General features: G+C 74.4%; 14 protein-coding genes. All 14 read left to right on the forward strand.

The window, feature by feature from the left end; genetic code table 11:
- The first annotated feature begins 16 nt into the window (after positions 1 to 16).
- The 14 genes from J4E96_RS06780 to J4E96_RS06845 all read left to right on the forward strand — a co-directional run bounded on the left by J4E96_RS06780 (position 17) and on the right by J4E96_RS06845 (position 15,167).
- Positions 17 to 1,582, forward strand: coding sequence for a UDP-N-acetylmuramoyl-L-alanyl-D-glutamate--2,6-diaminopimelate ligase (locus tag J4E96_RS06780; protein ID WP_227425007.1), 1,566 nt, complete (start codon positions 17 to 19; stop codon positions 1,580 to 1,582).
- Entirely contained in the window at positions 1,579 to 3,030 is a 1,452-nt protein-coding gene (locus J4E96_RS06785; protein ID WP_227425008.1) for a UDP-N-acetylmuramoyl-tripeptide--D-alanyl-D-alanine ligase, read from the forward strand. Before J4E96_RS06780 ends, J4E96_RS06785 begins: the two co-directional genes overlap by 4 nt.
- Positions 3,027 to 4,109, forward strand: a complete 1,083-nt coding sequence (mraY, locus tag J4E96_RS06790; protein ID WP_227425009.1) for a phospho-N-acetylmuramoyl-pentapeptide-transferase — start codon at positions 3,027 to 3,029, stop codon at positions 4,107 to 4,109. Before J4E96_RS06785 ends, mraY begins: the two co-directional genes overlap by 4 nt.
- On the forward strand, positions 4,094 to 5,542 hold the full coding sequence (gene murD / locus J4E96_RS06795) for a UDP-N-acetylmuramoyl-L-alanine--D-glutamate ligase (protein ID WP_227425010.1): 1,449 nt from the start codon (positions 4,094 to 4,096) through the stop codon (positions 5,540 to 5,542). Before mraY ends, murD begins: the two co-directional genes overlap by 16 nt.
- Positions 5,543 to 5,625: 83 nt before the next feature.
- The gene (gene ftsW / locus J4E96_RS06800; protein WP_227425011.1) at positions 5,626 to 6,951 is read left to right on the forward strand and encodes a putative lipid II flippase FtsW; all 1,326 of its coding nucleotides are present in this window, start codon (positions 5,626 to 5,628) and stop codon (positions 6,949 to 6,951) included.
- On the forward strand, positions 6,948 to 8,099 hold the full coding sequence (murG, locus tag J4E96_RS06805; RefSeq protein ID WP_227425012.1) for an undecaprenyldiphospho-muramoylpentapeptide beta-N-acetylglucosaminyltransferase: 1,152 nt from the start codon (positions 6,948 to 6,950) through the stop codon (positions 8,097 to 8,099). The genes ftsW and murG overlap by 4 nt, the downstream gene beginning before the upstream one ends.
- Positions 8,096 to 9,622: a UDP-N-acetylmuramate--L-alanine ligase gene (locus J4E96_RS06810; protein WP_227425013.1), complete on the forward strand. Its 1,527-nt coding sequence runs from the start codon at positions 8,096 to 8,098 to the stop codon at positions 9,620 to 9,622. Before murG ends, J4E96_RS06810 begins: the two co-directional genes overlap by 4 nt.
- Positions 9,623 to 9,855: 233 nt before the next feature.
- Positions 9,856 to 10,704, forward strand: a complete 849-nt coding sequence (locus tag J4E96_RS06815) for a cell division protein FtsQ/DivIB (protein WP_227425014.1) — start codon at positions 9,856 to 9,858, stop codon at positions 10,702 to 10,704.
- Positions 10,705 to 10,906: 202 nt separating this feature from the next.
- Complete coding sequence (gene ftsZ / locus J4E96_RS06820; protein WP_227425015.1) at positions 10,907 to 12,160, forward strand: cell division protein FtsZ; 1,254 nt, start codon at positions 10,907 to 10,909, stop codon at positions 12,158 to 12,160.
- 8 nt (positions 12,161 to 12,168) lie between these two features.
- Positions 12,169 to 12,954: a polyphenol oxidase family protein gene (locus J4E96_RS06825; RefSeq protein WP_227425016.1), complete on the forward strand. Its 786-nt coding sequence runs from the start codon at positions 12,169 to 12,171 to the stop codon at positions 12,952 to 12,954.
- Between the two features lie 52 nt (positions 12,955 to 13,006).
- Positions 13,007 to 13,480, forward strand: coding sequence for a cell division protein SepF (locus tag J4E96_RS06830; protein ID WP_227425017.1), 474 nt, complete (start codon positions 13,007 to 13,009; stop codon positions 13,478 to 13,480).
- Positions 13,481 to 13,483: 3 nt separating this feature from the next.
- The gene (locus J4E96_RS06835; RefSeq protein ID WP_227425018.1) at positions 13,484 to 13,759 is read left to right on the forward strand and encodes a YggT family protein; all 276 of its coding nucleotides are present in this window, start codon (positions 13,484 to 13,486) and stop codon (positions 13,757 to 13,759) included.
- Positions 13,760 to 13,871: 112 nt separating this feature from the next.
- Positions 13,872 to 14,546, forward strand: a complete 675-nt coding sequence (locus J4E96_RS06840) for a DivIVA domain-containing protein (RefSeq protein ID WP_227425019.1) — start codon at positions 13,872 to 13,874, stop codon at positions 14,544 to 14,546.
- Between the two features lie 162 nt (positions 14,547 to 14,708).
- The gene (locus tag J4E96_RS06845; RefSeq protein ID WP_227425020.1) at positions 14,709 to 15,167 is read left to right on the forward strand and encodes a TraR/DksA family transcriptional regulator; all 459 of its coding nucleotides are present in this window, start codon (positions 14,709 to 14,711) and stop codon (positions 15,165 to 15,167) included.
- Positions 15,168 to 15,175 lie beyond the last annotated feature (8 nt).

The following is a 15,175-nucleotide window of genomic DNA, read 5'->3' on the forward strand; positions in this document are numbered from 1 at the left end:
CGGTAGATTCACCCCCATGACGTCCCCCTCGGGTCGGATGCGCCCCACGCATCCCAGTGCCCACGGGATCGTCGACCTCGTCGACGCGTTCGCACTCCGCACGGCCGAGCCCGGCTCGGCGCCCGGCCCGCTGACCGGGGTCACCGTCGCGAGCTCCGACGCCGAGCCCGGCGACCTGTTCGTCGCGCTGCAGGGCCTGAAGGCCCACGGCGCCGCGTACGCCGCCGCCGCCGTGGCGGCCGGGGCGGTCGCGATCCTCACCGACGACGCCGGCGCGCGGCTGTGCGCCGACGTGCGGCCCGCGCTCGGGGTCCCCGTCCTCGTCGCGGACGACCCGCGGGCGCTGCTCGGCGATGTCGCGGCCTGGGCCTACGACTACCCCGCCCGCGAGCTGGTCACGATCGCCGTCACGGGCACCAACGGCAAGACGACCACGACGTACTTCGTCGACGCGGCGCTGCGTGGCACCCACGCCACCACGGCCGTGCTCGGCACGGTCGAGCTGCGCATCGGCGAAGACGCGATCGAGAGCCCGCGCACCACGGTCGAGGCCCCGGCGCTGCACGCGCTGCTCGCGCTGGCCCGCGAGCGGGGCGCGACGGCGGCGACCCTCGAGGCGTCGAGCCACGCGCTGGCCCTCGGGCGCGTGCACGGACTGACCTTCGACGTCGTCGGCTTCACCAACCTGCAGCGCGACCACCTCGACTTCCACGGCACGATGGAGGGCTACTTCGCCGACAAGGCGCGCCTGTTCGCGCCCGGGCAGGCTCGCCGGGGTGTCGTGGTGGTCGACGACGCGTGGGGGCGCGCGCTCGTCGCGCGGGCCCAGATCCCCGTCGAGTCGGTCGCGACGCACGTCGGCAGCCCGGAGTCCGCGACCGCGGACTGGGCGGTCGTCGAGGCGACGATCGGCCTCGACGGCGTCGGCTCCACCTTCGGGCTGCGCGGGCCGGACGGCGTCGTGCACGCCGCGACGAGCCCGCTGCCGGGCCTCGTCAACGTCTCCAACGCCGCGCTCGCGATCGTGCTCGCGCACCGCGCGGGCATCTCGCTCGCCGACGCCATCGCCGGCGTCGCACGCGCGCACGCGATCCCCGGCCGGATGGAGCGCGTGATCGAGCGCGGGGACGGCTGGCCGCTCGCGCTCGTCGACTACGCGCACACGCCCGACGCGCTCGTGCTCGCGCTCGAGGCCGTCCGCCCGATCACCCCCGGCAAGCTGATCATCGTGTTCGGTTCCGACGGCGATCGGGACACGGGCAAGCGCCCGCTCATGGGCGAGATCGCCGCGCGCCTGGCCGACGTGCTCGTCGTCACTGACGAGAACCCGCGCTCCGAGGTGCCCGCGCAGATCCGGGCCGAGATCCTGGCCGGGGCGCTGGCGCAGCGACCCGCCGGAACCGACATCCACGAGGCGACGTCACGGGCCGATGCGATCCGCACCGCGCTCGAGCTCGCCGAAGCCGAGGACACCATCATCATCACGGGCAAGGGGCACGAGCCCACGCAGGAGATCGCCGGCGTCTTCCACCGGTACAACGATCGGGACGTGCTGCGTGCCGCCGTGGTGACCGCCCAGTGATCGCCCTGACCGCGGCGGACGTCGCGGCCGCGACGGGAGGCCGCCTGCACCCGGCCGCGCTCGACTCCGCCCTCGTGGTGCACGGCCCGGTGGTCGTGGACTCGCGGCTCGCCCAGGTCGGGTCGCTGTTCGTGGCGCTGCCGGGGGAGACCTCGGACGGCCACGACCACGCCGCCGCCGCCGTCGCAGCCGGCGCGGCGCTGATCCTCGCGGCGCGCCCCGTGCCCGGACCGGATGGCGTCGACCTGCCGAGCGTCGTCGTCGACGACGTCGAGCGCGCCCTCGGCGCCCTCGCCGCCGCGGTGCTGCTGCGGCTGCGCACCGACGCCGAGCCGGGCCCGGGCCCGCTGACCGTCGTCGGCGTGACCGGATCGGTCGGCAAGACCACCACGAAGGACCTGCTCGCGCAGCTGCTCGCCCCGTCCGGCGCGACGGTGTGGCCGGTCGCCTCGTTCAACAATGAGATCGGGCTGCCCCTGACGGTGCTGCGCGCCGACGCCGACACGCGCTTCCTCGTGCTCGAGATGGGCGCGAGCGGGCTGGGTCAGCTCACCTACCTCACGGGCATCGCCCCGCCCGACATCGCCGTCGTCCTCGCGGTCGGCAGCGCCCACATCGGGGAGTTCGGCGGCGTCGAGGCGATCGCGCGCGCGAAGGCGGAGATCGTCGCGGGCCTCGCGACCGGCGGCACGGCCGTGCTCAACGCGGACGACGCGCGCGTGGCCGCCATGGCGGCGGGCGCCCCGGGCGACGTGCTCACGTTCGGCGGCTCCGTCGGCGCGGGCGTGCGCGCGAGCGACATCACGGTCGACCGGGCCGGCCGCGCGGCGTTCACGCTCACCGTCGGCGACGACGCGGCGCCCGTCACGCTGCGCCTCGTCGGCGAGCACCACGTCTCGAACGCCCTCGCGGCCGCGGCGGTCGCGACGCTCCTCGGGCTGTCGGTCGCCGAGATCGCGACGCGGCTGTCCATCGCCGACGCGCTGAGCCCGCACCGCATGCACGTGGTGGACCGGGCCGACGGCGTGACCGTCATCGACGACTCCTACAACGCGAACCCCGACTCGATGCGGGCCGCGCTCAAGGCGCTCGCGACCGTCGCCGGCCGGGACCGGCGCTCGGTCGCGGTGCTCGGCGAGATGCTCGAGCTGGGGCCGCAGGCGCGCTCCGAGCACGAGGCGATCGGGCTGATGATCGTGCGGTTGAACGTCGCGCTGACCGTCGTGGTCGGCCCCGGCGCCCACGCGATCGCCGACGGCGCGATGCGCGAGGGGTCGTGGGGTGACGAGGTCGCGGTCGCCGACGACGTCGACGTCGCGGGCGACTACCTCGAGGCCGAGCTGCGCCCGGGCGACGTGGTGCTGGTCAAGTCGTCCTACGGCGCCGGTCTGTGGCGCCTCGGGGACCGGCTGCTCGACGCCGCCGCGACGCAGGAGCCCGTCGGATGAGGGCGGTACTCATCTCCGGCGGCCTCTCGATGCTGCTGGCCCTGCTCGGCACGCCCTTGTTCATCCGCTACCTCGTGCGCAAGCAGTACGGGCAGTTCATCCGCCAGGACGGGCCGACAGCGCACTTCACCAAGCGCGGGACGCCCACCATGGGCGGGGTCGTCATCATCCTCGCGACGCTGCTCGGGTGGGCCGGCGGGCTCGTCCTGACGCGGAGCGTGCCCAGCACTTCGGCCGTCCTCGTCCTCGTGCTCATGGCCGGGCTCGGCTTCGTCGGGCTCCTCGACGACTTCATCAAGATCACGCGACAGCGCAGCCTCGGGCTGAGCGCGCGGTGGAAGTTCCTCGGGCAGGGCATCGTCGGGGTCGGCTTCGCCGTCGCGGCGCTGCAGTTCCCGAACGAGAACTTCCGCACGCCGGCGTCCATGCGCATCTCGTTCATCCGGGACACGGGGCTGGACCTGGCGTTCGCCGGCGCCACGATCGGGCTCATCCTGTTCGTGCTCTGGGCCAACTTCCTCATCACCGCCTGGTCGAACGCGGTGAACCTGACCGACGGCCTCGACGGCCTCGCGACGGGCGTCTCGCTCGTCGTGTTCGGCGCGTACGTGATCGTGTGCGTGTGGCAGTCCAACCAGACCTGCCAGTCCATCCTCACGGCCGGGCCGCGCTGCTACGAGACCCGCGACCCGCTCGACCTCGCGGTGGTCGCCGCGGCGATCACCGGCGCCTGCTTCGGGTTCCTGTGGTGGAACGCGAGCCCGGCGAAGATCTTCATGGGGGACACCGGCTCCCTCGCGCTCGGCGGCGCGTTCGCCGGGCTGTCGATCCTCTCCCGGACCGAGATCCTCGGCGCGATCCTGGGCGGCCTCTTCGTCGTCATCGTGATGAGCGACGTCATCCAGATCGGGTTCTTCAAGCTCACCGGCAAACGGGTCTTCAAGATGGCACCGCTGCATCACCACTTCGAGCTCTCGGGGTGGGGCGAGGTGACCATCGTCATCAGGTTCTGGCTGATCGCGGGGCTGTTCGTCGCGGCCGGCATCGGCGTGTTCTACGCCGAATGGGTCGTGGGTTAGTGCTTGAGGGCGCCCGTGTCGTCGTCGCGGGACTGGGCCTGTCGGGCCGGGCCGCCGTCGCCGCGCTGGCCGAGCGCGGGGCGCGGCTGACGACTGTCGACGCGCGGGCCGCCGCGGCCGACGCGGCCGACTCCGCCGAGTTCGTCGCCGCCGGCGGCCTGGACGCGACCGACCTCGTCGTCGCCTCGCCGGGTTGGGCGCCCGCCGACGCGCTCCTGGTCGGCGCGCTCGCGCGTGGGATCCCCGTGTGGAGCGAGGTCGAGCTCGCCTGGCGGCTGCGCGTGCCGCGCGCCGGCGGGGCCGGCCCGGCGCCCTGGCTCGCGGTGACCGGCACCAACGGCAAGACGACCACGGTCGGGATGCTCGAGTCGATCCTCGCGGCGGCCGGGGAGCGCGCGCTCGCCGTCGGCAACGTCGGGACGCCGGTCGTGCAGGCGGCGACGGACCCCGCCCTCGACGTCCTCGCGGTCGAGCTGTCGAGCTTTCAGCTGCACTTCACGCACACGATGTCGGCGCAGGCCGCGGCCGTGCTCAACCTCGCCCCCGACCACCTCGACTGGCACGGCTCGTACGAGGCGTACACGGCCGACAAGGCGCGCGTCTACGAGCGGGCCGAGGTCGCCTGCGTGTACAACGTGGGCGACCCCCAGACGGAGCGGCTCGTGCGGGACGCCGACGTGACCGACGGTGCCCTCGCGGTCGGGTTCACCCTCGGCGCGCCGCGCGTCGGGCAGCTCGGCCTCGTCGAGGACGTGCTCGTGGACCGCGCGTTCGACCTGCGGCGCCACACCCATGGCGTCGAGCTCGCCGACCTCACCGACCTGACCCACGTGAGCGACTCGGCCACGGCGGCCGACGTGCCGCCGCACGTGGTCGCGAACGCGCTCGCCGCCGCGGGGCTCGCGCTCGCGCACGGGGTCCCGCCCGAGGCCGTGCGGGCCGGCCTGCGCGCCTACACGCCCGGCTCGCACCGGATCCAGACGGTCGCCACCCGCGACGGCGTGGCGTACGTCGACGACTCGAAGGCCACCAACGCGCACGCCGCGGCGGCCTCGCTGGCTGCCTACCGCGAGGGATCCGTCGTCTGGGTCGCGGGCGGCCTCGCGAAGGGCGCGACGTTCGACGAGCTCGTGCTGGCGCGCCGCGACCGCCTGCACGCCGTCGTGCTCGTCGGCGTCGATCAAGAGCCGCTGCGGGTGGCCCTTTCCCGACACGCACCCGAGGTTCCCGTCGTGGCGGTGGATCCCCGCGACACTGGGGCGGTGATGACCCGCGCCGTCGAGCTCGCCCGCCGCCTGGCCCGGCCGGGCGACACCGTGCTGCTCGCGCCCGCCTGCGCCTCGATGGACCAGTTCACCTCCTACGCCGAGCGCGGCAACGACTTCGCGGCGGCGGCGCGCGGGCTCGGGCCGCGGGCGGGGACCACGACGTGAGCCAGCCGACCGGCCGCGGCCCCGTCCAGCAGCGCCCTGTCCAGCAGCGCCCTGTGAAGCAGCGCCCTGTGAAGCAGCGCCCTGTGACCCAGCGCCCTGTGACCCAGCGACCCGTGACCCAGCGGCCCGCCGACCAGCGCGTGCCGGCCCCGCGTCAGCCCTCCCGTGGCTCGGCGGCGCCGCGCGGTGCCGCAGCCGCCGGGCGCGGCCTCGGGGCCCGGCTCGGGCAGTGGAACAGCGCCGTCACGAGCTACTACGTGCTGACCGGGGCGACCGCGATCCTCGTGGTGCTCGGCCTGGTCATGGTCCTGTCGAGCTCGAGCGTCGAGTCGCTCGCCGCCGACAAGTCGCCGTACGCCGAGTTCGCCAAGCAGGCGCGGTTCGCGCTGCTCGGGCTGCCCGCGCTGTGGGTGGCCTCGAGGATGCCGGTGCGCTTCTACCAGGCGATCGCCTGGCCAGCGGTCGCGGTCGCCGCCGGGCTGCAGCTCATGACCTTCCTGTTCGGCATCGACGGGAATGGCAACAAGAACTGGCTCGCGGTCGGCCCGATCGTCCTCCAGCCCTCGGAGGCGGCGAAGGTCGCCCTCGCGCTCTGGCTCGGCGTGGTGCTCGCGCGCAAGCAGTCGCTCCTGCAGGACTGGAAGCACTCGCTCATCCCGGTGCTGCCCGTCGCCGGCGGCCTCATCGGCCTTGTCCTGCTGGGTGACGACCTCGGAACCGCGCTCGTGCTGATCCTTCTCGTCGCCGGCGCGATGTTCATCGCGGGGGTGCCGATGCGTGTGTTCGCCGTCGCGGCCGTCGCCGCGGGCGCGTGCGTCGCCCTGCTCGCGCAGGGCAGCGCGAACCGGATGGCCCGCATCGCGTCGTGGCTGAGCGACAGCTGCGACATCGACGCGGAGTGCTACCAGACGCTGCACGGCACGTGGGGCCTGGCGACCGGCGGCTGGTGGGGCCTCGGGCTCGGGGCGAGCCGCGAGAAGTGGTCCTACCTGCCCGAGGCGCACAACGACTTCATCTTCGCGATCATCGGCGAGGAGCTGGGCCTGGTCGGCACGCTGCTCGTGCTCGTGCTGTTCGCGCTGCTCGCGCTCGCGATGCTGCGGGTGATCCGGCGGCACCCCGACCCGTTCGTCCAGATCACGACGGCTGCGATCGCGTTCTGGGTCATCGGGCAGGCGATGATCAACATCGGGGTCGTCATCGGGCTCGCCCCGGTGATCGGCGTGCCGCTCCCGCTGGTCTCGGCGGGCGGCTCGGCCCTGATCATGACGATGATCGCCCTCGGCATCGTGATCTCGTTCGCCCGCGCGGAGCCGGGCGCGGCGCAGGCCCTCGCCGCGCGCCCGGGCGTGCTCCGCCGCTCGCTGGCCGTCGTCGGCCGGCCGCTGACCCGGACCCCGCGCCCGTGAGCGCCGCCACCCCCGGGTCGCCGGGCTCCGTGCTGCTCGCCGGCGGCGGGACCGCCGGCCACGTCAACCCGCTGCTGGCCGTCGCAGAGGAGCTCGCGCGCCGCGACCCCTCGACCCGGCTCACCGTGCTCGGCACCGCGACGGGGCTCGAGGCCGAGCTTGTGCCCGCGCGCGGGCTCCCGCTCGCGCTCGTCCCGCGCGTGCCCCTGCCGCGGCGTCCGACGCTCGACTGGTTCCGGCTGCCCGGCCGGCTCACGGCGGCGGTCCGGGCCGCCGGCGCGGCGATCGACGCCGCCGACGCGCGCGTCGTCGTCGGCTTCGGCGGGTACGTCTCGACGCCCGCCTACCTCGCCGCGCGCCAGCGGCGGATCCCCGTCGTCGTGCACGAGGCGAACGCGCGGCCCGGGCTCGCGAACCGCCTCGGTGCGCGCTGGGCCGCCGCGGTCGCCGTGACGTTCCCGGGCACCCCGCTCCCGCACGCCCAGCTCACCGGGATGCCGCTGCGCGCCGCCGTCGCCGATCTCGTCGGCAAGCAGGCCACCGACCCGGGCGGGACCCGGGGGGCCGCGCTCGCGGCGCTCGGGCTCGAGCCGGGACGACCCGTGGTCGTGGTGACCGGCGGGAGCCTCGGCGCCGTCCGGCTCAATGCCGCGATGGCGGCGGTCGGCGCGGACCTCGTCGCCGCGGGCGCGCAGGTGCTGCACCTGACCGGGGCGGGCAAGGCCGAGGCGGTGCGCGCCGTCGTCGGCGAGCTGCCCCCCGCGCTGCGCCCCCGCTACCACGTGCGCGAGTACCTGCCCGAGATGGAGCGGGCCTACGCCGTCGCCGCGATCGTCGTGTGCCGGTCCGGCGCCGCGACCGTGTGCGAGCTCGCGGCGCTCGGCCTGCCCGCCGTCTACGTGCCCCTGCCGATCGGCAACGGCGAGCAGCGCCTCAACGCGGCGCCCGTCGTGGCCGCCGGCGGCGGCCTCCTGGTCGACGACGCCGACCTCACGCCTGCGTGGCTGCGCGCCCACCTCCTGCCCCTGCTCGGCCCGGACCCGAGCGAGCTCGCGGCCATGGGCGCGGCGGCGGCGACGGTCGGGGTGCGCGACGGCGCGTCCCGGGTCGCCGATCTCGTCGAGCGCGCGAGCCGGGCCGTTCAGTGAGCGCGCCGATCGCCCTCGCGGCGTACGGCCGGACCCATCTCATCGGCGTGGGCGGCGCCGGCATGTCGGCGATCGCCGCGCTGCTCGCCGCGCGCGGCCTCGACGTCAGCGGCTCGGACGCCCGCGACGGGGCGGCCCTCGCGGGCCTGCGCGCGGCCGGGGTCACCACCTGGGTCGGGCACGACGCCGCGCACGTCGACGGCGTCCGCACGGTAGTCGTCTCCACGGCCGTGCGCGAGACGAACCCCGAGCTCGCCCGCGCGCGCGAGCTGGGACTCGTCGTGCTGCACCGCTCGCAGGCCCTCGCGGCGCTCATGGACGGCCGGCAGGCGATCGCCGTCGCCGGCGCGCACGGCAAGACCACGACCTCCGCGATGATCGCGGTCGCTCTCACGCAGGCCGGTCTCGACCCGTCGTACGCGATCGGCGGAACGGTCCTGCCCGGGCACGCGGCGAGCGGCCCGCTCGGCGGCGCCCACCACGGCGTGGGGGACGTGTTCGTGGCGGAGGCGGACGAGTCTGACGGTTCGTTCCTCGCCTACGCGCCCACCGTTGCCGTCGTGACCAACGTCGAGCCCGACCACCTCGACCACTACGGCACGCGCGAGGCGTTCGAGGACGCGTTCGCGCAGTTCGCCGACCGCATCGTCGCCGGCGGCGCGCTCGTGGCGTGCGCGGACGACGCGGGCGCTCGCCGTCTCGTCGACGGCGCGCGCGCGTCGCTCGCGGCCCGCGGCGCGCGCGTGCTGACCTACGGCACCGACCCGGGCGCCGACGTCGTCGTCAGCGGCTACCGGGTCGCGGGCCTGGCCGGGTCGGCCTGCACGCTCAGCACGCGACACCCCGCGCTCGTCGACGGCGACCTCGGGCCCGATGGCGACCGCGGGCCCGACGGCGACCGCGGGCCCGACGGCGACCTCGCCCTCGAACTGACTCTGACGCTCGAACTGACTCTTGCCGTGCCGGGGGCTCACAACGCGCTCGACGCGGCCGCAGCGTGGATCGCCGCCCGGCTCGTCGGGGTCGGCGCGCTCGCCGCGGCCGCGGGCCTCGCCGAGTTCCGGGGGACCGGGCGGCGGTTCGAGGACCGGGGGAGCGCCGACGGCGTCCGCGTCGTCGACGACTACGCGCACCATCCGACGGAGGTGGCCGCGCTGCTGCGCGCGGCCCGCCCGGTCGCGCGTGGCGGCCGCGTGCTCGTGCTCTTCCAGCCCCATCTCTTCTCCCGCACCCGCGCGTTCGCGGCCGAGTTCGCCGCGGCGCTCGACCTGGCCGACGCCGTCGTCGTGACCGACGTCTATGCCGCGCGCGAGGACCCCGACCCGGCCGTGACCGGGGCCCTGATCACCGGGCGCGTGGCCACGCCGGGCAAGGCCGAGTTCGTGCCGGACCGGCTGGCCGCGGCGCGGCGGATCGTCGCGCGGGCGCTGCCGGGCGACCTGGTCCTGACGGTCGGCGCAGGCGACGTCACCGAGCTGGCCACGGTCGTGCTCGACACGCTCGCGTCGAGGCAGGAGCCGTGACGCCGTCCCGACCGGGACGGCCCACGCCGCCCCGGCGCACGGTCGCGCCCAAGGCCGCCACACCGAAGGGCGCCGCACCGAAGGGCGCCGCCTCCAAGCCCGCGGCACCGACGCCCACCGCCCGCAAGCCCACTGCCCGCAAGCCCGCAGTGCCCAAGCCCGCACTGCCCAAGCCCGCATCACCCAGATCTGCGGCACCCAGGCCCGCGGCTTCCACGCCAGCGGACCGCGCCGTGCCCGCGGCGACCAGCAACGTCACGACCTACACCGCCGGTCGGCGCGCCCTCGGGCTACCGGTCCGGCCGACGGTCGTGTCCACCGGGTCCGCGGACCGGTTCGCCGAGCGGCTCGCGGCGCGGCGCCACCTGATGCGGCGCAAGTCCGTCCTGATCGCGGCGGCCGTCGCGGCCGTCGCCGCGCTGGCGTGGCTGCTGCTGCTCTCGCCTGTGCTGGCGCTCGAGCCCGGGCAGGTCGAGCTGTCCGGGGCGGGCACCGTGGTCGCCGCCGCCGACGTGACGGCGGTGGTCGCGCAGGTCGCGGGCGTGCCGCTGCCCCGGATCGACACCGTCGGGCTGCGCGACCAGCTGCTCGAGGTGCCCGGCGTGCGCGAGGCGAAGGTCACGCGGGACTGGCCGCACGGGCTCACCGTCGCGCTCGTCTCGCGCGAGCCCGTGGCCGCCGTGCCGCTGCCGGCCACCACGACGGGGGCGAAGGCGGGGGCGGACCCCGGCTTCACGCTCCTCGACACGGACGGCTTCCAGGTGGGCTGGGCGCAGGCGGCGCCGGAGGGCCTGCCCGTGGTCTCCGTGCCGATCGACGGCGAGAATCAGCGCATCCTCACGGCCGTGCTCGCGGTGCTCCAGGCCCTGCCGGAGTCGCTGCGCGCCGAGGTCGCGACCGTGTCGGCGACGAGTCAGGACACCGTCCAGATGGGGCTGCGCGACGGCGCGAGCGTGAGCTGGGGGAGCGCGAGCGAGGCCCCGCTCAAGATCGCGGTCCTGCAGGCGTTGCGGGCGGCGCCCGCGACGGCGGGCGCGAAGGCGTTCGATGTCTCGGCGCCCACCCTGCCGATCACGCGCTGACGCGCTGCCGCGCCACTCCGGATCGACCCCAGATCCGCTGCGAATGACAAAAGTGACCGACACGCGCCCCGAGGTCGTTGCTCCGGGCCGATGCGGCACCTAGCGTCTCGCTCCAGAACTACTTGACATAACTCTAACCTTCTACCTCAAGGTGAAGGTTGTACGCGCCGGCACGGTGAACACAGCAACGAGAGGCAATGACGTGGCAGCTCCGCAGAACTACCTGGCGGTCATCAAGGTGGTCGGCATCGGCGGCGGTGGCGTCAACGCCGTCAACCGGATGATCGAGGTCGGGCTCAAGGGTGTCGAGTTCATCGCGATCAACACCGACGCGCAGGCCTTGCTCATGTCCGACGCCGACGTCAAGCTCGACGTCGGCCGCGAGCTCACCCGGGGCCTCGGCGCCGGCGCGGACCCCGAGGTCGGCAAGAAGGCCGCGGAGGACCACGCGGAGGAGATCGAGGACGTCCTGCGCGGCGCCGACATGGTCTTCGTCACCGCGGGCGAGGGCGGCGGCACCGGCACCGGCGGCGCCCCTGTGGTCGCACGCATCGCGCGCTCGCTCGGTGCGCTGACGATCGGCGTCGTCACGCGCCCGTTCACCTTCGAGGGCCGGCGCCGCTCGGTCCAGGCCGACACCGGCATCGACAGCCTGCGCGCCGAGGTCGACACGCTCATCGTCATCCCGAACGATCGGCTGCTGTCGATCTCGGACCGCTCGGTCTCCGTCCTGGACGCCTTCCACTCCGCGGACCAGGTGCTGCTCTCGGGCGTGCAGGGGATCACCGACCTCATCACGACCCCCGGCCTGATCAACCTCGACTTCGCGGACGTCAAGTCGGTCATGCAGGGCGCCGGCAGCGCCCTCATGGGCATCGGCTCGGCCCGCGGCGACGACCGCGCGGTGCAGGCCGCCGAACTGGCGATCTCGTCGCCGCTGCTCGAGGCGAGCATCGACGGCGCGCACGGCGTGCTGCTCAGCATCCAGGGCGGCAGCGACCTCGGCCTGTTCGAGATCAACGAGGCCGCGCGCCTCGTCCAGGAGGCCGCGCACCCCGAGGCGAACATCATCTTCGGTGCCGTCATCGACGACGCCCTCGGCGACGAGGTGCGGGTCACCGTCATCGCGGCGGGCTTCGACAGCGGCTCGCCGCACCAGCGCCGCGACGCGCGGGCGCTCGGCCAGGTCACGGGCAACAGCCGCCCCGCCGCGGCCCCGGCCAGCGAGCCTGCCCCGGCCGCCGCGCAGCACCGCGCGGTCAACCCGGCGCAGCCGTCCTACCTGCCGACGCAGCCGTCGTTGCCGGCGCGCACCGACGCCCCGGTGCCGGCGTTCCTGTCCTCCGACCCCGACGGGGTGCGGGGGACCGGACAGCTCGAGGTTCCCCGGATCTTCGAGGACGAGTCCGCGCGCCGCGCGGACGACGAGCTCGACGTGCCCGACTTCCTCAAGTAGTCGGCTCCGTGCGCACGCCGGTCCCCGTCGTCGAGATCGACCTCGGGGCAGGCGTGCGCGCGGGCTTCACCACGCGTGCGGGCGGCGTCAGCGCCGGCCCGTACGCGTCGCTCAACCTCGGGCTCAACGTCGCCGACGACGAACGCGACGTCGCGACCAATCGCGCCCTGGTCGGGGGGTGGGCCGGCGGCCCCCTGACCTTCGCCACGCAGGTGCACGGGGCCGCGATCGCGGTCGTGCCGGCCGGCGTCGGTCCGGATGCCGCGCCGGCCCGCCACGTGGACGGCCTCGTCGCCGGCCCCGGCGTCGCCGTCGGGGTGCTCGTGGCCGACTGTGTCCCGGTGCTGCTCGCTGACTCCGGTGGGCGAGCCGTCGCGGCCGTGCACGCCGGTCGCGCCGGGCTGGCGTCGGGCGTCGTCCAGGCGGCCGTCGCGGCCCTCGGCGCGGCCGGGGTCCCGGCGGGCCGGATCCGGGCCGCCATCGGCCCCGCGATCTGCGGCGCGTGCTACGAGGTGCCGGCCGAGCTGCGCGCGGCCGTGGCCGGCGTCGTCCCCGCCGTGTGGGCGACGACGAGCTGGGGGACGCCGGCGCTCGACCTGCCCGCGGGTGTCGCCGCGGTGCTCGCGGCCGCGGGCGTGCGCGACGTCCAGCGGGTCGATGCCTGTACCCGGACCGACCTGCGGTTCTACTCCCACCGGCGGGCCCAGGCGAACGGCGCCACGACCGGCCGCTTCGCCGGGGTGATCCGCGCGACGGGCCGCGTCCCGGGCGTGTCGGACAGGCGATCTTCGTGACGCTTGCTAGCGTAAGTCCGCAGGACACAGGAGCTTGGAGAGGAACAGGGCGATGGCCGGAGCGCTACGCAAGACAATGTTGTACCTCGGTCTCGCTGACGAGCGCAGTGACCACCAGGGCGAGGGATACCCCGAGGAGTTCGAGGAGCTGGAGACGACCGTGGCGCACGAGTACGAGGCCCAGGTGACGCCGATCCGGTCGGCCACCCCCCGCGCGGCCGCGGTTCCCGCGCCCGCCGAGCTGCGCCGGATCACGACGGTCCACCCGCGCTCGTACAACGATGCGCGCAAGATCGGCGAGGCGTTCCGCGACGGCACGCCCGTGATCATCAACCTCTCGGACATGGACGACTCGGACGCCAAGCGGCTGGTCGACTTCTCCGCGGGGCTCATCTTCGGCCTCCACGGCGCGATCGAACGGGTCACGAGCAAGGTGTTCCTGCTCTCGCCCGCGCACGTCGAGGTCACGGCCGAGGAGCAGGCCGTCCCGGGCGAGGTCCGGGCCGGGTTCTATAACCAGAGCTGATCCGTGACCATCATCTTCGACCTGCTTCGGCTGGTCGTGCTCGTGTTCTTCCTGCTCCTGCTCGTGCGGCTCGTCTTCGACTGGGTGCAGTACTTTGCCCGGGACTGGCGGCCGCGGGGGATCGCGTTGGTGGTGGCTGAAGCGACCTACTCGGTCACCGATCCACCGCTGCGCGCGTTGCGCCGGGTTATCCCACCGCTCACGCTCGGCGCGGTACGCCTAGATCTCGCTTTTACGGTCCTCATGCTCATCTGCTGGGTCCTGCTCAACATCCTTTAGCGCGTGTGAGGCGTGCTCCCCACTCAAACTCCGCTAACGTGATCGCTGGTGGTCGGCGGACTGCCGCCAGACCAGCTCGACCGCGAGCGGCACGATATACGAGGTGACACCGATGGCAATGCTTACCGCAGACGACGTCTTGAACAAGAAGTTCCAGGCGACCAAGTTCCGCGAGGGCTACGACCAGGACGAGGTTGACGACTTCCTGGACGATGTCGTAAACACTCTTCGCGCTGTAGAGGGCGAGAACGACGAGCTCAAGACGAAGCTGGCCGCGGCGGAGCGGCGCATCGCCGAGCTCAGCCGCGCTGGCGCGCAGGACACGCCGCCCGCACCTGTCGCCGCGCCGGTGAAGGTCGAGGCGCCCGCAGCGCCGACGCCGGCGCCCGTCGTGGCCGCGGTCGTCACGCCCTCGGCGCCGACGGTGACGTCGCGGGCCAGCGAGCCGGAGTCGGCCACCGGCATGCTCGCCCTGGCGCAGAAGCTGCACGACGACTACGTGCGCAGCGGCCAGGAAGAGGGCGACCGCATCATCACCGAGGCGAAGTCGCAGGGCACCCGGATCGTGCGCGAGGCCGAAGAGACCTCGACCCGCACGCTGACCCAGCTCGAGCAGGAGCGCAGCCTGCTGGAGCGGAAGATCGACGAGCTCCGCGTCTTCGAGCGGGACTACCGGACGCGGTTGAAGAGCTACCTCGAGAACCTCCTCGGAGACCTCGACAACCGGGGCAGCGCGCTTCCGCCGCACGGCGGGCAGAACGCCGCCGCCGACGCGGCCGGGCTGTAGCCGACCGCTCGCACGAGTTCTCCGACGCCACGCCAGGCACCCCTGGCGTGGCGTCGTGTGTTGTGCGCCGGGGCGGCGGCGTCTAGTCTCGCGGGACCTGAAATCTCGGGTGGGGCGTCTTGCGGTGAGATGGCTCGGGTGAGATGACACGAGGGAGTTCACGTGGCCAGCCACGATGCGATCAGCACCACGACGGCCACCGACCTGCCCGACCTGGCGAAGGTGGTGCACTCGTTCCCGGTCCGCGCGGGGGAGAAGCCCTGGTCGGCGAAGGAGGTCCGCGAGATCGCGGCGGGTCTGCTCGAGGAGATCCAGCGGCTGAGCTCCGAGCTGTCGGCCGCGGACGCCGAGCTGTCTGAGCTGCTGCGCAACTCGGGTGACGGTGCCGGCGACGACCAGGCGGACTCGGGGTCCAGCGCGCTCGAGCGCGAGCAGGAGCTCACGCTCGTCAACAACACCCGCGACCTGCTGACGCAGGACAGCCGCGCGCTCGCGCGGATCATCGCCGGCACGTTCGGGGCGTGCGAGGCGTGCGGCAAGGCGATCGGCAAGGCCCGCGTGCAGGCGTTCCCGCGCGCGACGCTCTGCGTCGAGTGCAAGCAGCGCGAGGAGCGGCGCTGAGCCGTGTC

It is taken from the genome of Pengzhenrongella sicca, from assembly GCF_017569225.1.
GTDB lineage: Bacteria > Actinomycetota > Actinomycetes > Actinomycetales > Cellulomonadaceae > Pengzhenrongella > Pengzhenrongella sicca.